This is a genomic window from Micromonospora foliorum (genome assembly GCF_022229015.1).
Lineage (GTDB): Bacteria > Actinomycetota > Actinomycetes > Mycobacteriales > Micromonosporaceae > Micromonospora > Micromonospora foliorum.
This window is the reverse complement of record NZ_JAKKFF010000223.1, coordinates 1-21,144: the sequence shown is the minus strand read 5'-3', so window position 1 is coordinate 21,144 and position 21,144 is coordinate 1. Positions and strand designations below refer to the sequence as shown.

Genomic DNA, 21,144 nt, shown 5'->3' with positions numbered 1-21,144 from the left:
CGGCCGCCACCGCCGGCGCCGCAACGAAGGGCACACCGTGCAGTACTACGACAACGTCGTCGACATGATCGGAAACACCCCGCTGGTGCGTCTGCGTAACGTCACTGAGGGCATCCAGGCCACCGTGCTGGCCAAGGTGGAGTACGTCAACCCGGGCGGCTCGGTGAAGGACCGGATCGCGCTGCGGATGGTGGAGGATGCCGAGGCCGCCGGCCTGCTCAAGCCCGGCGGCACCATCGTCGAGCCGACCAGCGGCAACACCGGCGTCGGTCTGGCCCTGGTGGCCCAGCTCAAGGGCTACAAGTGCGTCTTCGTCTGCCCTGACAAGGTCAGCCAGGACAAGCAGGACGTGCTCCGGGCGTACGGCGCCGAGGTGGTGGTCTGCCCGACCGCCGTCGCTCCGGAGGACCCGCGCTCGTACTACAACGTCTCCGACCGGCTGACCCGGGAGATCCCCGGCGCCTGGAAGCCGGACCAGTACAGCAACCCGGCCAACCCGCGCTCGCACTACGAGACCACCGGCCCGGAGCTGTGGAAGCAGACCGACGGGGAGCTCACCCACTTCGTGACCGGCGTCGGCACCGGCGGCACCATCTCCGGCATCGGTCGGTACCTCAAGGAGGCCTCCGAGGGCCGGGTGCGCATCGTCGGGGCCGACCCGGAGGGCTCGGTCTACTCCGGCGGCACCGGCCGGCCGTACCTGGTGGAGGGCGTCGGCGAGGACTTCTGGCCGGAGACGTACGACCGGGGTGTCGCCGACGAGATCGTCGAGGTCTCCGACAAGGCGTCCTTCGAGATGACCCGGCGACTGGCCCGCGAGGAGGGGCTGCTGGTCGGCGGTTCGTGCGGAATGGCGGTGGTCGCCGCCCTGGAGGTCGCCCGCCGGGCCGGCCCGGACGACGTGGTGGTGGTGCTGCTGCCCGACGGCGGTCGCGGCTACCTCTCCAAGATCTTCAACGACTCGTGGATGGCCCGGTACGGCTTCCTCGACAACTCCGGCGCCGAGCCGACGGTGGCCGACGCGCTGGCCAGCAAGCCGGGCGGGCTGCCCGAGCTGGTGCACGTGCACCCGACCGAGACCGTCCGCGACGCGATCGACTACATGCGCGAGTACGGCGTCTCGCAGCTGCCGGTGCTCAAGGCCGAGCCGCCCGTGGTGACCGGTGAGGTCGCCGGCTCGATCGCCGAGCGGGACCTGCTCGACGCGCTGTTCACCGGTCAGGCCCACCTGCACGACACGATCGAGCGGCACATGGGCGACCCGCTGCCGATGATCGGTGGTGGTCAGCCGGTGAGCGAGGCGGTGGGCCTGCTGGAGAAGTCCGACGCCGCCCTGGTCCTGGTAGACGGCAAGCCCAAAGGTGTCCTAACCCGCCAGGACCTCCTGTCCCACCTGGGCGCCCACTAACCCCCACCCCCAACCCCTCAACCCCCCCAACCCCACCCACGCTCGCGTCGATCATGGAGTTGTGGTGGTGCGCAAAGCAGGCACTCGTGCCCAAAGCGCCCACCACAACTCCATGATCGACCAGGGCCTGGGGTCAGAGCGGACGGGCGTAGCGGAGTTGTGGGGTAGGTGTTGGGCCGATCATCTCGTCTCGTTCATCGCCCGTCGGGGTCCAGCCGCCGCGCTCGTAGAAGGAGCGGGCGTGGGCGTTGTCCCGCAGCACCCAGAGCGCGGCACGCCGCCAGCCCTGCGCCCGCATGGCGTCCAGCGCATCCACCATCAGGGTGCGGCCGGTGCCGCGGCCCTGTTCGGCCGGATCGAGGTGGATGGCGTTGAGCAGCCCGGTGGCGGGGTGGTCCTCGTCGTCCGGGCCCAGGTGGCTGAACCCGACCAACGTCCCGGCCCGTTCGGCCACCGTCATCCGGTGGGTGTCCCGCTCCCAGACCCACCGCTCGACCCAGTACCGCCCCATCGCCTCCGGCGTCGGGTTGGCCAGCGCCTCGGCCGGCAGGAAGGCGGAGTAGGCGGCGACCCGGGAGCGCTGGTGCAGGGCACCCACCGCCATCAGGTCGCCCTCGGCCGCGGGGCGGAGCGTGACGGTCACCCGGCCGAGGCTACCCGGCGCGGCGGAAGCTGCACCGTGGTCAGGTCCTCGGCGATGATCAAATCGCCGTCGAAGTGCGCGCGCGCCTCGTCGTGGAACCGGCGCGGGTCGGGGTAGCGCTGGGAGAAGTGGGTGAGCACGAGTCGGCGTACCCCGGACTCGGTCGCCACCCGGGCGGCCTGCGCGGCGGTCAGGTGCCCGACCTCGGCGGCGAGCGCGGCCTCCGACTCCAGGAACGTCGACTCGATGACCAGCAGGTCGGCGTGCTCGGCGAGGGCGTACACCCCGTCGCAGAGGCCGGTGTCCATCACGAACGCGAACCGCTGCCCCGGCCGGGGCACGCTCACCTCGGCCCGGGTGACGCGGCGTCCGTCGAGGTCCAGGTGCCCGACGCGGATCAGCTCGCCGACGGCAGGCCCGGCGATGCCGTACGCGGCCAGCTTCTCCGGCAGCATCCGGTGCCCGTCCGGCTCGACCAGCCGGTAGCCGTACGTGTCGATGGGGTGCCGGAGCCGGCGTGCCTCCAGCGTGCCGCAGCGCAGGGCGATCCGCTGCCCGTCGGTCTCGATGGGCTCGACCCGCAGCTCGGCGGTCTCGTAGAAGGAGGTGGCGTACCGCAGCCGGGCGAAGTATTCGGCGCCGCCGGCGGGGAAGTGCACGGCGACCGGGTGCGCCACCCGGTCCAGGGAGAGTCGCTGGATGGTGCCGGGTAGGCCGAGGCAGTGGTCGCCGTGGAAGTGGGTGACGCAGATCCGGGTGAGGTCGGTGGCGGTGACCGTGGTGTGCAGGAGCTGACGCTGGCTGCCCTCGCCCGGGTCGAAGAGGATCACCTCGTCGTCCCAGCGCAGCACGTACCCGTTGTGGTTGCGCTGACGGGTCGGCGCCTGGCTGGCCGTCCCCAGCACCACCAGCTCGCGCATGGACATCGCCACTCCCGCGGATATGGAGCGACCCCCGGGGCGCTCCGCGCTGGTGCGCGGGCCGGCTGGACTTGGCCGGCACCCCGGGGGTCGGGTGGCTGTCGTGGATTCGCCGCACCGCTGCCACACGGTCTCGACGATGGTGCTTTTTGCCCACCTCGCGGCGGGCCGATCACTGTCGAGGACAGCGGCTAGCTGACAGCCACCTCACGAGTCCGATTGCTATACAAGTCTGGACCACCTCCTTTCACGTGTACGGCCACGTTATCGAGTTCTCGTCGGGCTCGGCAACGGATTTCGATCACAGGGCCGAACGGGAATGCCCGGCCACCTCGCTGGGTGGCCGGGCATCACACGCGTGCGGGTGGCGGTGGTCAGCCGCCGACTCGGGCCACGCCGACCGGGCAGCTCAGCCCGTTCGGGCCGTGGTTGCAGTACCCGTTCGGGTTCTTGGTCGGGGCGAGGTACTGCTGGTGGTAGTCCTCGGCGAAGTAGTAGCTGCCGAGCGGGGCGATCTCGGTGGTGATCTCACCCTTGCCGGCCCGCGTCACGATCGGCTGGAACGCGTCCCGGGACGACTCCGCGATGGTCCGCTGCTCGTCGGTGGTCGTGTAGATCGCTGAGCGGTACTGCGTGCCCACGTCGTTGCCCTGGCGCATGCCCTGGGTCGGGTCGTGGTTCTCCCAGAAGACCTTCAGCAGGTCCTCATAGTTGATCTTGCTGGGGTCGTACACCACCTGGACGACCTCGGCGTGCCCGGTCCGGCCGGAGCACGTCTCCTCGTACGTCGGGTTCTTGGTGATGCCACCCGCGTAGCCGGCGGAGGTGGTGTAGACGCCGGGGAGCGTCCAGAACAGCCGCTCGGCGCCCCAGAAACAGCCCATGCCGAAGACCGCGACCTGGAGGCCCTCAGGGAACGGGCCCTTCAACGGGGTGCCCAGCACCTCGTGGCGGTCGGCGACCGGCATGGCGATCTGACGGCCCGGCAGTGCCTGGTCGGGCGAGACCATATCGGCGTTCATGCGGCGCAGAAACACGGTGGGGATCTCCTCTCGTACCGCTCCCAGCGTGTAACACCGGAGGGTCCAGCTTCCTTACCCGCGTGGCCGGGAGTCAGGCCCCACCGGAGAACGCCGCCGCGATCCGGTCCGCGTACGTCTGGGCCTCGGTGTCGTCGTCGTACCGGGTGCGCGGCCAGAAGAAGCCCCGCAACCCGTCGCCCTTGGTGCGCGGGACCACGTGGGTGTGCAGGTGGGGCACCGATTGGGACACCTTGTTGTTCATCGCCACGAACGTCCCACCGGCACCGAGAGCGGTCTCCACCACCACCGCCAGCCGCCGGACCATGGCGAAGTAGCCGGGCAGCAGGTCGGCCGGCAACTCGGCCAGGGTCACCAGGTGCACCCGGGGCACCACCAGCACGTGCCCCTTGAACACCGGCCGGGTGTCCAGGAACGCCACCCCGTCCGGGGTGTCAGCCACCCGGAACGCCGGCACCTCGCCCGTCACGATCCCGCAGAACACGCAACCGCTCATCGGGCCAGGCTATGCCGACGGCCCCGGACGGTCCGGCCTCGCCCGGGAGCGTGGGTTCCGTTCCACCCCTCGGGACGGGGCACTAGCCTCACCAGAATGAGTCACGGCTTCGAGACGCTCGCCATCCACGCCGGTCAGGACCCCGAGGCCCGCACCGGCGCGGTGATCCCACCGATCTACCAGACCAGCACGTACGCCCAGGACGCCGTCGGCGCACCCCGCCTCGGCTACGAGTACAGCCGCTCCGGCAACCCGACCCGTGACGCGCTCCAGGAGTGCCTGGCGGCGCTGGAGGGCGGGCCGGTGGGGCTCGCGTTCGCCAGCGGCCTGGCGGCGGAGGACACCCTGCTGCGGGCCGTGTGCCAGCCCGGCGACCACGTGGTGATCCCGGACGACGCGTACGGCGGCACGTACCGGCTCTTCGCCCGGGTCGCCCAGCGCTGGGGCCTGGAGTTCAGCCCGGCCAAGGTCTCCGACCCGGCCGCGGTCCGGGCGGCCGTGCAGCCCGGCCGCACGAAGATCGTCTGGGTGGAGACGCCGACCAACCCGCTGCTCGGTATCGCCGACATCGCCGCCCTGGCCGCCGTGGCACACGACGCCGGCGCCCTGCTGGTGGTGGACAACACCTTCGCCTCGCCCTACCTGCAACAGCCGATCGCGTTCGGCGCGGACGTGGTGGTGCACTCCACCACCAAGTACATCGGTGGGCACTCCGACGTGGTCGGTGGCGCGCTCGTGGTCGCCGACGCCGGGCTCGGCGAGGAGTTGCGCTACCACCAGAACGCGATGGGCGCGATCAACGGCCCGTTCGACGCCTGGCTCACCCTGCGGGGCATCAAGACCCTCGGGGTACGCATGGACCGGCACTGCGACAACGCCGAGCGGCTCGCCGCGTACCTCGACGGGCACGCCAAGGTCGCCCAGGTGCTCTATCCGGGGCTGCCCTCGCACCCCGGTCACGAGGTGGCCGCCAAGCAGATGCGCCGGTTCGGCGGCATGATCTCGTTCCGCGCCGCCGGTGGTGAGGACCACGCCGTGGACATCTGCAACCGGGCCAAGCTCTTCGTGCTCGCCGAGTCGCTGGGCGGCGTGGAATCCCTGATCGAGCACCCGGGTCGGATGACACACGCAAGTGCTGCCGGCTCGCCGCTTGAAGTTCCCGGCGATCTCGTGCGACTGTCTGTCGGCATCGAGACGGTCGACGACCTACTCGCCGATCTGGAGCAGGCGCTGGGCTGACCGCTGGGGGAGGATGGCCGTGCAGGACATCATGGCGACCTGGGTCGGAGCGACCGCCAAGCAGATCGCCCGAGGCGTACGCCGAGGTGACGTCTCGGCGACCCAGGTCGTCGCCGACCACCTCGAGTACATCTCCCGGGCCGACCGCGAGCTGGCCGCGTTCCGCGCCGTGCGCGGCGGGGAGGCGATCACCGAGGCGGAGAAGGTCGACGAGCAGGAGGACCTGGCCAACCTGCCGTTGGCCGGGGTTCCGGTGGCGGTCAAGGAGAACACCCCGGTCGCCGGCCTGCCCACCTGGAACGGGTCGGCCGCCGCCCGCACCGACGTCGCGGAGGCCGACCACGAGGTGGTACGTCGGCTGCGCGGCGCCGGCGCGGTGATCCTCGGCGTGACCCGGATGCCGGAGCTGGGGCTGTGGGCACTCACCGACGACGACAGCGCGGTGACCCGTAACCCGTGGGACAGCACGCGTACCCCGGGTGGGTCCTCGGGTGGTGCCGCCGCCGCGGTCGCCGCCGGGCTGGTGCCGATCGCGCACGCCAACGACGGTCTCGGCTCGATCCGGATTCCGGCGGCCTGCTGCGGACTGGTCGGGCTCAAGCCCGGTCGGGGTGTGGTCCCCTGCCAGCTCGGGGCGGACGACTGGTTCGGCCTCACCGAGCACGGCATGTTGACCAGCACGGTCGCCGACGCGGCGGTCGGCTTCTCGGTGCTCGCCGGCCGGCGTCCCGAGAAGCTGGTCCCCCCGCAGCGCCTGCGGGTGGGCGTCTCGCTGCGCTCCCCGGTGCGCGGTGTCGCACCGGACGCGCCCAACCGGGACGCGGTTGCCGCCGCCGGCCGGCTCCTCGCCGCCGCCGGGCACGACACGGTGCCGGCCGATCCGGTCTACCCCACCGCGCTCGGTCTGCAGGGCATCGCCACCTGGTTCGCCGCAGCCGCCACCGACGTCCGGGCCGCTGGTCTGGACCGGCGTGGGCTGCAACGGCGTACCCGGCGGCACGTCGCGCTGGGCGAGTGGGCGCAGCGTCGCGGCTACGTGCGGGAGGCGGATCGGGCCGCCTGGCGGCAACGGTCGGTGGACTTCTTCACCGACCACTCAGTCGACCTGCTGCTCACTCCGGCGCTGGCCAGCGCACCACCGGAGGCGGCCCGCTGGTCGGAGCGGTCCTGGCGGGCGAACATGACAGCCAACATCCGGTACGCCCCGTACGCCGCACCCTGGAACATCGCCGGCCTGCCGGCGGTCGTCGTGCCGGTCGGTCGCCGCCCGGACGGCCTGCCGGTCGCCGTCCAGCTGGTCGGCCCGCCCGGCTCGGAGCTGCTGCTGCTCGGCGTGGCCGGCCAGTTCGAGATGGCCGCCCCGTGGACGCGCCACGCCCCCGGCTACCCCCGGGTCGGAACGGGGTCGCCGGCCACCGCATGATCGTCTAGCGTGTGCGCGCACCTACGCGCGACCACGGGGGACACCAGTGCGCTGCCAGACCTGCGGGGACGCGATGTCCCCCGAAAACGACTACTGCCTGCGGTGCTTCACGCCGCTCGGCCAGCCCGCCGTCACGCCGGGGCTGCCGACCTACCGGGTACGCGGGATCGGCCTGGCGGCGAACGTCGCCGTCGGCGCGACCGCCGTGCTCTACCTGGCGGTGGCGCTGTCCTCGCTGGTCGGCATGGTGCTGGCCCGGCGGGCCAGGGCCAACGACGACCCGGACCTGCTTATCGGCGCGGGGATCATCGTCGCAGTGGTGGCGCTGATCATGACGGTGGTACACCTCACCGCGGCCGTACTGGTGATCATCTGGACCTGGCGGGCTCGCAAGAACACCGACGCCTTCCCCGGCGCCGAGCCGGCCTTCGGGCCCGGCTGGGCGATCGCCGGCTGGCTGGTGCCCTTCGCGAACTTCGTGGTGCCGGCCCGGGTCGTGGCGGGAGTGGCCCGGGACAGCCTCTGGCGGCGGGCCACGCCGGCGCTCGTGGCCGTCTGGTGGTGCTCCTGGCTGGTGTTCAGCATCGGTGAGCGGCTCGCCAGCCGCGCCGACGACCGGGCGTACGAGAAGCTGGCGGAGATCCCTCTCAACGACGCCGGCTACCAGGCGTACTCCGACCTGTACCAGGACTCCCTGCTCCGCACCACGCTGCCCGCGCTGGGCTGCGTGATCGCGGCGGTGACGCTGATCCTGCTGATCCAACGGATCTCCGCTGCCCAGGAGGCCCGGATCGCCAGCGCCACCCGCCAGTGGCCGACCGCCCCGGTCTGGCCGGCCCAGACCTGGCCCGCCGCCCCGCCTGCCCAGTCCGCTCCGGCGGCGCAGCCCGCCCTTGAGGTGCCGGGGGTCGCGCCAGCTTCGTGATTCACTCGGGATCATTGAAGTCGGGGGGTCCGGGCGGCCCGGATACCGCGCTTTCTGGGATATCGAGCGGATCAACCCGGTCCGGTCGGCCTGCGCCCCCCGGTCGGCCTGGCCCGCGGGTTGGTCGGGGAGCGCGGGTGGCACGATCGGGGCATGACGGAACTGGTCGGTCTCGACGACGTGCGGGCCGCACGGGAGTTGCTCGCTGGCGTCATCCGCACCACCCCGCTGGAGCCCTCCCGGCCGCTCAGCGCGGCGCTGGGCGGGCCGACGTGGCTCAAGTGCGAGAACGTGCAGCGCGCCGGCTCGTACAAGGTGCGGGGCGCGTACGTGCGGATCTCCCGGTTGTCGGCGGCGGAGCGGGAGCGCGGTGTGGTCGCGGCGAGCGCGGGCAACCACGCGCAGGGCGTGGCCCTCGCCGCCGGCCTGGTCGGCACGCACGCCACCGTCTTCATGCCGGTCAACGCGCCGCTGCCGAAGGTCGCCGCCACCAAGGGGTACGGCGCGCAGGTCGAGTTGGCCGGGAACACCGTCGACGAGTCGCTGGTGGCCGCGCACACGTACGCCGAGCGCACCGGAGCGGTGCTGATCCACCCGTTCGACCACCCGGACGTGATCGCCGGTCAGGGCACGGTGGCGCTGGAGATCCTCGAACAGTGCCCGGACGTGAAGACGATCATCACCGGGGTGGGTGGCGGCGGTCTGATCTCGGGCATGGCGGTGGCCGCGAAGGCGTTGCGACCGGACGTCCGGATCATCGGTGTGCAGGCGGCCGGCGCGGCGGCGTTCCCGCCCTCACTGGTCGCCGGAGAACCGGTCCGACTGCCCGTCTTCTCCACCATCGCCGACGGCATCGCGGTCGGCCGACCGGGCGAGATCACCTTCAACCACGTGCGCAAGTTGGTCGACGAGATCGTCACGGTCTCCGAGGAGGACATCTCCCGGGCCCTGCTGATGCTGCTGGAGCGGGGCAAGCAGGTGGTCGAGCCGGCCGGGGCGGTCGGTGTCGCCGCGCTGCTGGCCGGCGTGGTCGAGGTGGAGACGCCGGTGGTCGCGGTGCTCTCCGGCGGCAACATCGACCCGTTGCTGATGCTGCGGGTGATCGAGCACGGGTTGGCCGCGGCGGGTCGCTACCTGCGGGTGACCGTGCGTTGTTCGGACCGGCCGGGGCAGCTCGCGTCGCTGCTCAGCCAGATCGCCGAGCACCGGGCCAACGTGGTGGACGTGGAGCACCAGCGGGCCAACCCGCACCTCAGCCTCGGCGAGGTGGAGGTGGCGCTGTCGGTGGAGACCCGGGGCGTCGAGCACTCGGACACCCTGATCAGCGCACTGCGGGCCAGCGGCTATCAGGTGGTCTTCGCGGCCGAGGCGTGACACCGGTGGGTGCCACGCCTCGGATGCGCGGTGTTTCGACAGTGGGCGCCGACGTCGGTCAGCCCGACCGGCAGCGGGTGGCGCGGTCGGCGACGGTCAGCCGGAGAACGGCTCGAAGCTGACCACTGTCACCTTGATGTCGGCGCCGCTGGGCGCCGTGTAGGTGCAGGTCTGCCCGGGTCGACCACCAAGGATCGCCTTGCCCAGCGCGGACTCGGGGCTGTAGACGGTCAGGTCGGTCGTGGCCGCGATCTCCCGAGAGCCGAGCAGGAAGGTCTCGGTGTCGTTGGTGTCGTCGTCGAAGTAGATCGTCACGACCATGCCCGGCGACACCGCGTCGGCGGTCGGTGCCTCGCCGACCTTCGCGGTGCGCAGCAGCTCCTGCAGGTAGCGGATGCGACCCTCGGCCTTGCCCTGCTCCTCGCGGGCGGCGTGGTAGCCGCCGTTCTCCCGCAGGTCGCCCTCCTCGCGCCGAGCGTTGATCTCGGCTGCGATCGCCGGACGGTTGGCGATGTGCTCGTCGAGCTCGGCCTGGAGGCGGTCGTACGCGTCCTGCGACAGCCAGGTGGCGGGCGCCTCGTTGCCAGTGGACACAGGCGTTCTCCTCAGTTGTGCGTGGCTGGCTGACAGGTGAGTTACCAAGTTACCAGTGCGGTACGACACAGCGTGTCGGCCATCACCGCCGGTGTCCGGATCCGACACCCGCGGTAGGCGCTCGGTCGACCCGGTTCTCGGTGCTGTCTGGGCAGCTCAGGACGGTGGCCGGCAGCGCAGAACCTCGCCGATGAACGGCCGCGCGGTGGTGGCCAGGCGGTGCCGGCTGGTGACGTGCCGGTCCCCGGGATCGGCGGTCACGGTGACCTGTTCGCGGGCCACCTCGGCGCCGGAACGGTCCCGGGCTCGCAGCACGCAGACCGCCGATCCACCCGGCGGAACGGTCACCCGAAAGTCGACAAGCACCTGGTTGTCCGTGATGTCGGTGTACGTGATCACCTGGGCGTCGTAGACCGGGTCGCCGTACTGGCGGTAGAGCCGGACCGAGATCACGGTCAGCGTCGCCACCAGCGCCAACAGCGCCAGCGCGGCAAGCAGCGTACGGCGGCGCCTTCCGCCCGGTGCCCGACGGCGGCCGTAGCGCCCGGCCGGGAATACCGGCGCGCCTGGTGAAATTGTGGCGTGCGTCTCGGTCACCGGCGGGTATCTCCTGGCGTTGTTGTCGGCGGCATCGGCAAGAATGGCAGAGCCCCATCCTCCCACCCGGTCCAGCGGCAGGAATGGCAGGTCATGCCCGGCGCTGGTGGCCGGCGGCAGGGTGCGGTGAGGAAGATCCCGGCAGGTCAGCCGGTCGAGCCCGGTCGGGTCCACCGTCCGGCACAGACGAGGAGCGCCGAAGTTGGCAGAGCAACTGCGTCTCATGGCCGTGCACGCGCACCCGGACGACGAGTCGAGCAAGGGCGCGGCGACGACGGCGAAATATGTCGCCCAGGGGGTGGACGTCCTGGTCGTGACGTGCACCGGCGGCGAGCGCGGGAGCGTGCTCAACCCCAAGCTGGACCGGCCCGACGTGTGGGCCAACATCGGCGAGATCCGGCGAGCCGAGATGGACGCCGCGCGGGCGATCCTCGGCGTCGATCAGGCCTGGCTGGGCTTCGTCGACTCGGGCCTGCCCGAAGGCGATCCGCTGCCACCGCTGCCCGAGGGCTGTTTCGCCCTCCAGGACGTCGAGGTCGCCGCGGGCCCGCTGGTGCGGCTGATGCGCGAGTTCCGTCCGCACGTCGTGACCACGTACGACGAAGAGGGCGGCTACCCGCACCCGGACCACATCATGTGCCACAAGGTGAGCGTGGCCGCGTTCGAGGCCGCCGGTGACCCGGAGCGCTACCCGGAGCTGGGCGCGCCCTGGCAGCCGCTGAAGCTCTACTACGACATCGGCTTCTCCAAGGGCAAGATCATGGCCCTGCACGAGGGCATGCTGGCCGCCGGTCTGGAGTCGCCCTACGAGGAGTGGCTCAAGCGGTGGGAGGATCGGCCTGACAAGGGCCCCCGGATCACCACCCGGGTGGAGTGCGCCGAATACTTCCCGGTCCGAGATGACGCGCTGCGCGCCCACGCCACCCAGGTCGACCCGGACGGCTTCTGGTTCCACGTGCCGATGGAGCTCCAGAAACGCGCCTGGCCGACCGAGGACTACGAGCTGGCCCGCTCGATGGTCGACAGCCCGCTGCCCGAGTCCGATCTCTTCGCGGGAGTGCGGGAGACGGCGCACGCGCGCTGATTCCCGGCGGGGCTACCCTGGTTACCAACCGCACATCGGAGGAACGCCATGCTGACCGCTGCCCAGGTGCTCGCGGAGAACAACTTCGGGGACACCCGCACGGGTGGTCTGGCCGGGCCGATGGGCCTCTTCCTCATCCTGCTGCTGGCCACCGCGACCATCCTGCTGATCCGCAACATGAACGCTCGGCTGCGCCGCCTGCCGGACCGTTTCCCCCAGCAGTCCGGGTCGACCGACCCGACCAGGGCCGATGCGGCAGTCGTCGATCCGACAGACGGGACCGGGGGGCGTGATTCATCCACGCCCGCTCCCAATGGGCACCAGCAGCACCTGAACGGGTAGTCCGCGCATGAATCACGCCGAACCGGTTGGTCGCCCCCTGTTGCGGCCACCCGGTTTGGCTTAGCCTTCCGCCGGGGGGACCAAAAGTCTCCGAGCCGTGTGCGGGAGGGGGCGCCGATGACCAGCACAGCACCGGCCGCCCGCCGCGACGTCGGTCGGTCGGCTGACGGGGGAGGTCGATGACCTCCGGTCCGGCCGACGACCCGTTCGATCGGCTCGGGGTGCGTGGCACACCGGGCCGGCTGCTGGTGCTCACCGCCGCCGTCACGCTGACCGCCCTGGCCGCCGCCGCGGTCGGGTTGACCCTCCCGGTCCGGCTGCCGGCCGACGACCCCCTCGGTGGCCCGGCCCGCTTCGGCATCGCCGTCGCCGTCCTGGCCCTCGCCCAGCTCGCCCGGCTGCGGTTCCGCTCGGCCGCGGGAATGGTCAGCATTACCTGGGGCGAGGCGGCCCTGATCGTCTGCCTCTACCTGACTCCGGCCGGCTGGCTCCCGTCCGCCACGCTGCTCGGCACCGGGCTGGCCTGGACGATGCTGTCACTGCACAACGACCGCCGTCCGGCCCTGGAGATCGTCCGGATCGCCGCGTCGCTGGCCGCCGCGTCGGCACTGGCCGTCTCCGTGACCACCGCGCTCGGTCGGCCGCTGCTCTCTCCGCCCACCCCGATGCTGGCGCTGGCCGTGATCGCCGGTTCGGTGACGTACCTCCTGGTGACCGCCTGGCTGGGCGGCGTGACGCTGGGTCTGCGACACGGGCTGCCGATCGGGCCACCGCTGCTCGCCGCGCTCCGCGGCAAGCTGCTGATGTTCGTCGGCAACGTTGCGGTCGGCCTCGTGGTGGTCGCTCTGCTGGAGCTCGACCCGCGCTGGTTGCTGTTGCTGCCGCCGCTGCTGTGGCTGCTGCAGCAGACCTACCGTTACCGGCTGCGCTCCGATCAGGAGCGCCGCACCTGGCGGGCCTTCGCCGAGGCCACCGCGGCCCTCAACCAGCTCGACGAGCGGGGCGTGGCCAGCGCGGCGGTCACCGGCGCGCTGACGCTGTTCAACGCCGAACTGGTGGACGTCGACGTGGCCCGGGCCGACGGGCGGTGGCACCGCTACCGGGGCGACGCCAGCGGTCAACTGGTCGACCGGGAGACCGGCCCACCGGCCCAGTCGGAGCCGGACGAGCACGAGCTGAGCCGGGCGCTGTCGGTCGGCGCCGCGCCGGTCGGTCGGCTGCGGGTGCGGTTCCCCCGCTCGGCCCCGCCCACGGCCCGGGAACACGACGCGGTGGCCGCGTTCGGCGACGCGCTCGCCGCCGCGTTGCACGACGCCGCGACCCACCACGAGCTGCGGCTGGTGACCGCCCGTTCGTCGTACGAGGCGGTGCACGACCCGCTCACCGGGCTCGCCAACCGGGCGGCGATGCTGAGCAAGGGCGACCAGTCGCTGCGACAGCTCAGCCACGATCACCCGGTGGCGCTGCTGCTGCTGGACATCAACCAGTTCAAGGAAGTCAACGACACCCTCGGCCACGCGGCGGGTGACCAGCTGCTGCGGCTGACCGCGAACCGACTCAACACGCTGGTCCGCAGCGGCGACCTGCTCGGCCGACTCGGCGGCGACGAGTTCGCGCTGCTGCTCACGGCGGTGCCGGTCCTCGGCGACCGGGCCGCCCCGATGGCCCACGCGTTGCGCCAGGCCCGCGAGATCGCCGAGCGGCTGGCCGCGCCGACCGAGGTGGCCGGCGTACGGATGTCCATCGAGGTTTCGGTCGGGGTGGTGGTGGCCACCGCTGGCACCGCGGACCTGACCGAGCTGCTGCGTCGGGCCGACATCGCGATGTACCAGGCCAAGGAGGGCGGCGGCAACGTCGCCGCGTACGACAGCGCGCACGACGCGGCCAGCACCGACCAGCTCGCCCTGCTGGCCGAGTTGCGTGAGGCGTTGAAGGTCGACGATCAGCTGGTGTTGGCACTGCAGCCGGCGGTCGACCTGGCCACGGGTGCCCCCACCGGGGTGGAGGCGCTGATCCGTTGGCAGCACCCCCGGCGGGGGTGGCTGAACCCGGCCGACTTCATCCGGCCGGTGGAGAACAGCGAGCAGCTCGGCACCTTCACCCGCTACGTGCTGAACAAGGCGCTCAGCGTGGCCGCCAGTTGGGCCCGGGACGGGTTGGACGTCCCGATCTCGGTCAACCTGTCGGCGCGCAGCCTGCTCGACCCCCGACTTCCGGCGGAGATCGCCGAAGCGTTGCGCCGCCACCAGGTGCCGCCGCACCGGCTCGTTCTGGAGATCACCGAGACGGTGGTGATGAGCGAGCTGGAGGTCATCGACGAGGTGTTGGCGACGCTCCGCTCGATGGGCGTGCAACTCGCGGTCGACGACTTCGGCACCGGCTTCTCGTCGCTGACCTTCCTCACCCGGATCGCGGTGGACGAGTTGAAGGTGGACCGCTCGTTCGTCATCCGGATGGCCGACTCGCCGGAGGCCGCCGCGATCGTCCGGACGACCGTGGGCCTCGCCCACGAGTTGGGGCTGCGGGTGGTCGCCGAAGGGGTGGAGACCGCCGAACAGCGGATGGCCCTGACCGAGCTGGGTTGCACCTCCGCGCAGGGCTACCACTTCTTCAAGCCGATGCCGGCGGACAAGATCGGCGCCGTGCTGGGGTCGCTGCGCGACTCGGCGGAGTCGAACGTGTTCCGGCTCCGCGCTGACGGCGCCTCCTGACCGTGGCGGGCAGTTGACCGTACGGGTGGAGGCCGCGCGGTCCGCGCCGGGGCTGGCTATGGTCGTCAGGTGAACCGACTCGTCGACGCCACCAGCCCGTACCTGCTTCAGCACGCCGACAACCCGGTCAACTGGTGGCCCTGGTCGGACGAGGCGTTCGCCGAGGCGAAGCGGCGGGACGTTCCGGTGCTCATCTCGGTGGGCTACGCGGCCTGCCACTGGTGCCACGTCATGGCGCACGAGTCGTTCGAGAACGCGCAGGTCGGCGCCCTGATGAACGACAACTTCGTGTCGATCAAGGTGGATCGTGAGGAGCGCCCGGACGTGGACGCGGTCTACATGACCGCGACCCAGGCGATGACCGGTCAGGGCGGCTGGCCGATGACCGTCTTCGCCACCCCGGACGGCACCCCGTTCTTCTGCGGCACCTACTTCCCGCGACCCAACTTCGTCCAGTTGCTGCAGTCGGTCGCCACCGCCTGGCGGGAGCAGCGGGAGGCGGTGCTGGGCCAGGGCGCCGCCGTGGTCGAGGCGATCGGCGGCGCGCAGGCCGTGGGCGGCCCCACCGCGCCGCTGGACGCCCCGCTGCTCGACGCGGCGGCGGCCAAGCTCGCCAGTGAGTACGACGCCTCGAACGGCGGGTTCGGTGGCGCCCCGAAGTTTCCGCCGCACATGAACCTGCTCTTCCTGCTGCGCCACCACCAGCGCACCGGCGACCCGGGCAGCCTGGAGATCACCCGGCACACCGCCGAGGCGATGGCCCGGGGCGGCATCTACGACCAGCTCGCGGGCGGCTTCGCCCGGTATTCCGTGGACGCGCACTGGACGGTGCCGCACTTCGAGAAGATGCTCTACGACAACGCGCTGCTGCTGCGGGTCTACACCCAGCTGTGGCGACTCACCGGCGACCCGCTGGCCCGCCGGGTGGCCCGGGACACCGCCCGGTTCCTCGCCGACGAGCTGCACCGACCGGGGCAGGGGTTCGCGTCGGCACTGGACGCCGACACCGAGGGTGTCGAGGGGCTCACCTACGCCTGGACGCCCGCCCAACTCGTCGAGGCGTTGGGCGAGGAGGACGGCCGGTTCGCCGCCGACCTGTTCACCGTCACCGACCAGGGCACCTTTGAGCACGGCATGAGCGTGCTGCGGCTGGCCCGGGACGTGGACGATGCCGCGCCCGAGGTACGCGCCCGCTGGCAGCAGGTGGTCGGGCGCCTGCTCGCGGCCCGGGACACCCGCCCACAGCCGGCCCTCGACGACAAGGTGGTGGCCGCCTGGAACGGCCTGGCGATCACCGCCATCGCCGAGTTCCAGCAGGTCGCCGCCGTGTACGCGTCCCCGCAGGACGAGGATGCCAACCTGCTGGACGGCGTCACCATCGTCGCCGACGGGGCGATGCGCCAGGCCGCCGAGCACCTGGCCACCGTGCACCTGGTGGACGGCCGGCTGCGCCGGGTCTCCCGGAACGGCAAGGTCGGCGAGCCGGCCGGCGTCCTTGAGGACTACGGCTGTGTGGCCGAGGCCTTCTGCGCGCTGCACCAGCTCACCGGCGAGGGTCGCTGGCTCACCCTGGCCGGCGAGCTGCTGGACACCGCCCTGGCGCACTTCGCCGCGCCCGGTGGCGCCTTCTACGACACCGCCGACGACGCGGAGCGGCTCGTCGCCCGCCCGGCCGACCCGACCGACAACGCCACCCCGTCCGGCCGGTCGGCGTTGATCGCCGGGCTGGTGGCGTACACGGCGCTGACCGGGGAGACGCGCTACCGGGAGGCCGCCGAAGCGGCCCTCGGCACGGTCGCGCCGATCGTCGGTAAGCACCCCCGGTTCACCGGGTACGCGGCCACGGTCGGCGAGGCGTTGCTCTCCGGGCCGTACGAGATCGCCGTGGTCACCGACGACCCGGCCGGCGACCCCCTGGTGGCCGCCGCCCGCCGGCACGCTCCGCCCGGAGCGGTGGTCGTCGCCGGGCGTCCGGACCAGCCGGGGGTGCCGCTGCTCGCCGACCGTCCGCTGGTCGAGGGGCGGTCCGCCGCGTACGTCTGCCGGGGTTTCGTCTGCCAGCGGCCGGTCACCTCGGTCGAGGAGCTGGTCGCCGAGCTGAGCTGAACGCACGGCCACGCCCGGTAGTCGCCCACGCGGCACGTCGGAGGGGCTCTCCAGGGCCTCCGAGGCGGGTCGCCGGCCCTCCGGGTGGGCCCGTCGGCGGCCCGGATAGGCTGGCCGCGCTATGGATTCCCGTACCGGTCTGCCAGTTGTCGGCATGGTGGGTGGCGGCCAGTTGGCCCGCATGACCCACCAGGCCGCGATCGCCCTCGGCCAGTCACTGCGTGTGCTCGCGACCGCCCCCGACGACGGCGCGGCGCTGGTCGCCGCCGACGTCCAGTACGGCGATCACACCGACCTGGCCGCCCTGCGCACCTTCGCCAAGGGCTGCGACGTCGTCACCTTCGACCACGAGCAGGTGCCCTCCGAGCACATCCGCACGCTGGCGGCGGAAGGGGTGGCCCTCTACCCGCCGGCGGACGCGCTCCTGCACGCCCAGGACAAGCAGGTCATGCGGGAACGCCTGACCGAGCTGGGTGCGCCCAACCCGGCCTGGCGGCCGGTCGGCGAGCCCGCAGACCTCGTCGGCTTCGGTGAGCAGGTCGGCTGGCCGGTGGTGCTCAAGGCGGCCCGGGGTGGCTACGACGGCCGGGGCGTCTGGATGGTCGACGACGCCGCTCAGGCCACCGAGCTGGCGACCACGCTGCTCGCCGGCGGCACCCGGCTGATCGTCGAGGAGCGGGTGCCGCTGCGACGGGAGTTGGCCGTGCAGGTGGCCCGGTCGCCGTTCGGTCAGGTGGCCGCGTACCCGGTGGTCGAGACGGTACAGCGCGACGGCATCAACGTGGAGGTGCTGGCCCCGGCGCCCGGCCTGGACGAGGAGTTGGCGGTCTCCGCTCAGCAGCTCGCCATCGACCTGGCCACCGCGCTCGGTGTGATCGGCCTGCTGGCCGTGGAGCTGTTCGAGGTACGCGACGACGCCGGCCGGCCCGCGATCGTGGTCAACGAGCTGGCGATGCGTCCGCACAACTCCGGGCACTGGACCATCGAGGGTGCCCGGACCTCCCAGTTCGAGCAGCACCTGCGGGCCGTGCTGGACTACCCGATGGGTGACACCGCGCTGACCGCCCCGGTGGTGGTGTCGGCGAACGTGCTCGGCGGTGAGCCGGGCGGAATGTCGATCGACGAGCGGTTGCACCACCTCTTCGCGGCCGAGCCGGGCGCCAAGGTGCACCTGTACGGCAAGCAGGTACGACCTGGCCGCAAGATCGGGCACGTCACGGTGCTCGGCGACGACCTGGACGACCTGCGGGCCCGGGCCGCACGGGCAGCGCGCTGGCTGCGCGAGGGCCACGAGTGAGCCACGGTTTCGGGAACGACGAAAGGGCCGCAGTGAGCACGGTTGGCTTGATCATGGGCAGCGACTCGGACTGGCCGACCATGCGGGCCGCCGCCGAGGTGTTGGACGACTTCGGCGTGGCGTACGAGGTGCGGGTGATCTCGGCGCACCGGACTCCGGTCGCGATGATCGAGTACGGGCGCGACGCCGCCGAACGGGGCCTCAAGGTGATCATCGCGGGGGCCGGGGGTGCCGCCGCGCTGCCCGGCATGGTCGCCTCGGTGACGCCGCTGCCGGTGATCGGTGTGCCGGTGCCGCTGAAGCACCTCGACGGCATGGACTCGCTGCTGTCCATCGTGCAGATGCCGGCCGGGATCCCGGTCGCCACCGTGTCGATCGGCAACGCCCGCAACGCCGGCCTGCTCGCCGTACGGATCCTCGGTGCCAGCGACGAGGGCCTGCGCGCCAAGATGACGACCTACCAGCAGGACCTGGAGAAGCTGGTAGCCACCAAGGAAGCCGCCCTCCAGGCAACGCTGCGCTAGCCCTCGCCCCGCCGTCAACCGGGGTCGATCATGCAGTCGTGGTGCCCGAAAAAGGGTGCTGCTAGCCCTTTGTCCCCCACCACAACTCCATGATCGACGCACCCGGCCGCCGGCCGCCAGCACCCGGCCCGCGAGCCCGGCCCGCTAACCGTCCCCACTCACGCACCTCGCAGGGACCCTCCGTTTCATCTCATGCCGCGGAGGGCGGTCTGTAGGCGTTCCTGGGCGCGGCGGCGGCGTTCGTTGCTCGCGCCGAGCACCAGTAGCAGGATGCCCACCGGGATCAGCGCCAGCCACGGGCCCAGGCTGAACAGGGCGTGGATCGCCGCGATCGCGGTGACCGACGCGCCGACGATCACCGGCGCCTGCTGCCGACTGGACGAGCCGAAGATCAGCACCGCGACCGCGCCGAGCAGCAGCAGCATCTGCCGCATCGTGCTGGACTCGGTGGCCAGCACGATGGCCAGCGTCGGCACGAAGGCCGCGACCAGCGCCGGCCCGTACGCCACCCAACTGCTCATGTCGGGTCGGTGGCGCAACTCCAGGACGCCGACGAGGAGGGCCAACGCGGCGAACGGCAGCGTGTACGCCTCGGGCAGCGCCACGTCGGCGACCCGCATCAGGATCCACCACGCGGTGATCTCACAGACCACCACCGCCCAGAACAGGATCCGGCGTTCCACCGGCCGACGGCCGGGTCGGGTCGCCGCGACCCCGAGGACCGCGCCCCAGGCGGCCAGCAGGGCGGCGATGTGTCGGGGCGAGTCGAAGGCGAGGGCCAACGCGATCAGCGCGGCAGCGTACCCGGTCCATTCCACCGTGGAGGCTTCCCGCTGTGCCTCGGGGCGGCGCAGCCGGGGCAGGGTCGCGGCGAGCACCTGCAGGACCGCGCCGACGGCCAGCACCCCGAACGCGGACCAGACCGCCGCCAGCCCGGCGACCAGGCCTGCGGTGAGCACGAAGAGCTGCGCCATGAGTGAGGCGAAGAGCCAGCCGAGGATCCGAGCCCGCTGGGTGGTGCCGAACAGCGCCGCCACCGCGCCCACCCCGACCGCGCTGCCGAGGGTGAACAGGGTCATCTGCCGGTCGGCCAGGCTACCGGCGAGCCCGGCGCTGCCACCGGCCAGACCGATGGCGAACACCAGCACCCGGGCCAGCCGCAGCGAACGGGCCCGCTCGACCAGCGGCGGCGGTGGGGTCAGTGCGAGACCGAGCATCGCGATGGTGAAGACGGAGAGCGCGGCGACGGTGCTGGCGGGCCAGCCCTGCCCCAGCGCGATGGGTGCGATCAGCAGCGTGACGGCTGCCCCGGGCAGCACCACCGGCACGGCCCGGGACCGCCGTCCGCCGCTGAAACCGGTGGCGGCGAGCGCGGCGGTCGCGGTGAGCAGCAACGCCGTCAGCACGTGGGTCGGGTTGACCACGTCCGCCGGTGGGGTGAGCAGTTCCGGCGGCGGGCCCTGCCAGATCCGGGTCAGGGTGCGGTGCGGCTCGACCAGGGCGGTGACCAGCGCGGGTGCGATCGAGGCGAGAGCCAGAGCGGTCGGAAGCGCCGCCGCGGCCAACGCACCCGCGGCCGGGTTGACCCGCCACCGCCGTCGTTCCGGGTCGTCCGGCAGCCGCCGCAGGGCGCCGTCGAGTCGTACCGCCCAGCGCCGGACCGGCTGGGCCGCGCCGGTGGGCGGCACGGTGGCCGCGCGGATCAGCTCGGCCAGTACGCCGAGCAGGGCGGCGGCGGCCGCGTAGACGCCGGCGGCGAGGCCGGTGGGTATGGCGGCGAGGGCGCTGATGGTGGCCCCGCCGACCACGGCCACGCTGACCCAGGGCAGATATTGCGGCACCTGCCGGCGGACCGCGGCCACGGCGGCCAGGCCGAGGCTTGTCGCGGCCAGCGCGGCGGTCAGCACCACCTGCGCCGAGTGTTCGAACTCGGCGGCCAGGGCTGCCACCGAACCGGGGAGGGCCAGCAGGGCGGCACCGATCGCCGCGCCACCGATCTGCGCCAGGTGCGGAGGCATCCCCTCGGTGTCGATGTCGGTGACCTGTGGGCCGGCGAGGACACGGCCCAGCGTGGCCACCACCACGCCGATCAGCGCGATGCTGCCGAGCGCCAGGGCCGTGGTCCACGGGCGGACCAGTCCGGCTCCGGCGGCGTGCAGCGCGACGACCCCGGCCACGGTGGCCCGGGACAGCCCAGCGCGCGCCTCCTCCGTGGCCACCGCGGCCATGCCGAACACGGTGGCGACCATTCCGCCGACCAGCACCGGCGACCACCAGGCCAGGTCGAACGCGGCCGGCGCGCCTATCGTGGCGAGCACCACCGCCACGCCGGACACGTCCCAGCGCCAGGGCGGCGGGAGCAGGATGGCGGCGGCGAGGGCCAGCAGTGCCAGCGCGTCCGGGGCCTGGCAGGTGGCGCCG

At 72.4% G+C, this 21,144-nt stretch carries 18 protein-coding genes; 11 read left to right on the top strand and 7 right to left on the bottom strand.

Going from position 1 to position 21,144, the window contains the following annotated elements:
- Positions 1 to 37: 37 nt before the first annotated feature.
- Positions 38 to 1,408 carry a cystathionine beta-synthase gene (locus PSH25_RS17210; RefSeq protein ID WP_238660045.1) on the top strand — a complete coding sequence of 457 codons (1,371 nt, stop codon included), beginning with the start codon at positions 38 to 40 and terminating at the stop codon, positions 1,406 to 1,408.
- Positions 1,409 to 1,541: 133 nt separating this feature from the next.
- Here PSH25_RS17210 and PSH25_RS17205 read toward each other — a convergent pair whose 3' ends face one another.
- The 4 genes from PSH25_RS17205 to PSH25_RS17190 all read right to left on the bottom strand — a co-directional run bounded on the left by PSH25_RS17205 (position 1,542) and on the right by PSH25_RS17190 (position 4,507).
- Positions 1,542 to 2,051 (bottom strand): GNAT family N-acetyltransferase, encoded by a 510-nt coding sequence (locus PSH25_RS17205; RefSeq protein WP_238660044.1) that lies wholly within the window; start codon positions 2,049 to 2,051, stop codon positions 1,542 to 1,544.
- Positions 2,048 to 2,977: a ribonuclease Z gene (locus tag PSH25_RS17200; RefSeq protein ID WP_238660043.1), complete on the bottom strand. Its 930-nt coding sequence runs from the start codon at positions 2,975 to 2,977 to the stop codon at positions 2,048 to 2,050. The genes PSH25_RS17205 and PSH25_RS17200 overlap by 4 nt, the downstream gene beginning before the upstream one ends.
- Positions 2,978 to 3,345: 368 nt before the next feature.
- Positions 3,346 to 4,008 carry a peptide-methionine (S)-S-oxide reductase MsrA gene (gene msrA, locus PSH25_RS17195; RefSeq protein WP_091394206.1) on the bottom strand — a complete coding sequence of 221 codons (663 nt, stop codon included), beginning with the start codon at positions 4,006 to 4,008 and terminating at the stop codon, positions 3,346 to 3,348.
- A gap of 76 nt (positions 4,009 to 4,084) precedes the next feature.
- On the bottom strand, positions 4,085 to 4,507 hold the full coding sequence (locus PSH25_RS17190) for an HIT family protein (protein ID WP_238660042.1): 423 nt from the start codon (positions 4,505 to 4,507) through the stop codon (positions 4,085 to 4,087).
- 96 nt (positions 4,508 to 4,603) lie between these two features.
- On the opposite strand from PSH25_RS17190, the gene PSH25_RS17185 reads away from it, so the two are divergent.
- From PSH25_RS17185 to ilvA, 4 genes are all read left to right on the top strand, one after another.
- A complete protein-coding gene (locus PSH25_RS17185; RefSeq protein WP_238660041.1) occupies positions 4,604 to 5,746 on the top strand; it encodes a cystathionine gamma-synthase in 1,143 nt (380 codons plus the stop codon).
- A 13-nt stretch (positions 5,747 to 5,759) separates the two neighbouring features.
- Positions 5,760 to 7,169 carry an amidase gene (locus PSH25_RS17180; RefSeq protein ID WP_238660040.1) on the top strand — a complete coding sequence of 470 codons (1,410 nt, stop codon included), beginning with the start codon at positions 5,760 to 5,762 and terminating at the stop codon, positions 7,167 to 7,169.
- Positions 7,170 to 7,242: 73 nt separating this feature from the next.
- Entirely contained in the window at positions 7,243 to 8,094 is an 852-nt protein-coding gene (locus tag PSH25_RS17175) for a DUF4328 domain-containing protein (RefSeq protein ID WP_238660039.1), read from the top strand.
- 153 nt (positions 8,095 to 8,247) lie between these two features.
- Positions 8,248 to 9,468 carry a threonine ammonia-lyase gene (gene ilvA, locus PSH25_RS17170; RefSeq protein WP_238660038.1) on the top strand — a complete coding sequence of 407 codons (1,221 nt, stop codon included), beginning with the start codon at positions 8,248 to 8,250 and terminating at the stop codon, positions 9,466 to 9,468.
- Between the two features lie 96 nt (positions 9,469 to 9,564).
- Here the strand turns inward: ilvA and greA are convergent, their stop codons facing one another.
- Positions 9,565 to 10,062 carry a transcription elongation factor GreA gene (gene greA, locus PSH25_RS17165; protein ID WP_238660037.1) on the bottom strand — a complete coding sequence of 166 codons (498 nt, stop codon included), beginning with the start codon at positions 10,060 to 10,062 and terminating at the stop codon, positions 9,565 to 9,567.
- Between the two features lie 156 nt (positions 10,063 to 10,218).
- Entirely contained in the window at positions 10,219 to 10,659 is a 441-nt protein-coding gene (locus tag PSH25_RS17160; RefSeq protein ID WP_238660057.1) for a DUF4307 domain-containing protein, read from the bottom strand.
- Positions 10,660 to 10,861: 202 nt separating this feature from the next.
- Here PSH25_RS17160 and mca point away from each other — a divergent pair, with 202 nt between their 5' ends.
- From mca to purE, 6 genes are all read left to right on the top strand, one after another.
- The gene (mca, locus tag PSH25_RS17155) at positions 10,862 to 11,743 is read left to right on the top strand and encodes a mycothiol conjugate amidase Mca (protein ID WP_124854725.1); all 882 of its coding nucleotides are present in this window, start codon (positions 10,862 to 10,864) and stop codon (positions 11,741 to 11,743) included.
- A 48-nt stretch (positions 11,744 to 11,791) separates the two neighbouring features.
- Positions 11,792 to 12,085, top strand: a complete 294-nt coding sequence (locus PSH25_RS17150) for a hypothetical protein (RefSeq protein ID WP_112582453.1) — start codon at positions 11,792 to 11,794, stop codon at positions 12,083 to 12,085.
- A 179-nt stretch (positions 12,086 to 12,264) separates the two neighbouring features.
- On the top strand, positions 12,265 to 14,796 hold the full coding sequence (locus tag PSH25_RS17145) for a putative bifunctional diguanylate cyclase/phosphodiesterase (RefSeq protein WP_238660036.1): 2,532 nt from the start codon (positions 12,265 to 12,267) through the stop codon (positions 14,794 to 14,796).
- A gap of 69 nt (positions 14,797 to 14,865) precedes the next feature.
- Entirely contained in the window at positions 14,866 to 16,902 is a 2,037-nt protein-coding gene (locus tag PSH25_RS17140; protein ID WP_238660035.1) for a thioredoxin domain-containing protein, read from the top strand.
- 121 nt (positions 16,903 to 17,023) lie between these two features.
- Complete coding sequence (locus PSH25_RS17135) at positions 17,024 to 18,199, top strand: 5-(carboxyamino)imidazole ribonucleotide synthase (protein ID WP_238660034.1); 1,176 nt, start codon at positions 17,024 to 17,026, stop codon at positions 18,197 to 18,199.
- A gap of 32 nt (positions 18,200 to 18,231) precedes the next feature.
- Positions 18,232 to 18,723, top strand: coding sequence for a 5-(carboxyamino)imidazole ribonucleotide mutase (gene purE, locus PSH25_RS17130; protein ID WP_238660033.1), 492 nt, complete (start codon positions 18,232 to 18,234; stop codon positions 18,721 to 18,723).
- Positions 18,724 to 18,908: 185 nt separating this feature from the next.
- On the opposite strand, the gene PSH25_RS17125 is transcribed toward purE, so the two are convergent.
- Positions 18,909 to 21,144: SCO7613 C-terminal domain-containing membrane protein (locus tag PSH25_RS17125; protein ID WP_372492805.1), on the bottom strand; the 2,236-nt coding region annotated here is incomplete at its 5' end.

Excerpts from the sequence above, each read along its gene's own strand:
- PSH25_RS17200 (WP_238660043.1), bottom strand. The coding sequence starts at position 2,977 with ATGTCCATGCGCGAGCTGGTGGTGCTGGGGACGGCCAGCCAGGCGCCG.
- PSH25_RS17190 (WP_238660042.1), bottom strand. The coding sequence starts at position 4,507 with ATGAGCGGTTGCGTGTTCTGCGGGATCGTGACGGGCGAGGTGCCGGCG.
- PSH25_RS17185 (WP_238660041.1), top strand. The coding sequence starts at position 4,604 with ATGAGTCACGGCTTCGAGACGCTCGCCATCCACGCCGGTCAGGACCCC.
- PSH25_RS17180 (WP_238660040.1), top strand. The coding sequence starts at position 5,760 with ATGGCCGTGCAGGACATCATGGCGACCTGGGTCGGAGCGACCGCCAAG.
- PSH25_RS17175 (WP_238660039.1), top strand. The coding sequence starts at position 7,243 with ATGTCCCCCGAAAACGACTACTGCCTGCGGTGCTTCACGCCGCTCGGC.
- ilvA (WP_238660038.1), top strand. The coding sequence starts at position 8,248 with ATGACGGAACTGGTCGGTCTCGACGACGTGCGGGCCGCACGGGAGTTG.
- PSH25_RS17150 (WP_112582453.1), top strand. The coding sequence starts at position 11,792 with ATGCTGACCGCTGCCCAGGTGCTCGCGGAGAACAACTTCGGGGACACC.
- PSH25_RS17145 (WP_238660036.1), top strand. The coding sequence starts at position 12,265 with ATGACCTCCGGTCCGGCCGACGACCCGTTCGATCGGCTCGGGGTGCGT.
- PSH25_RS17135 (WP_238660034.1), top strand. The coding sequence starts at position 17,024 with ATGGATTCCCGTACCGGTCTGCCAGTTGTCGGCATGGTGGGTGGCGGC.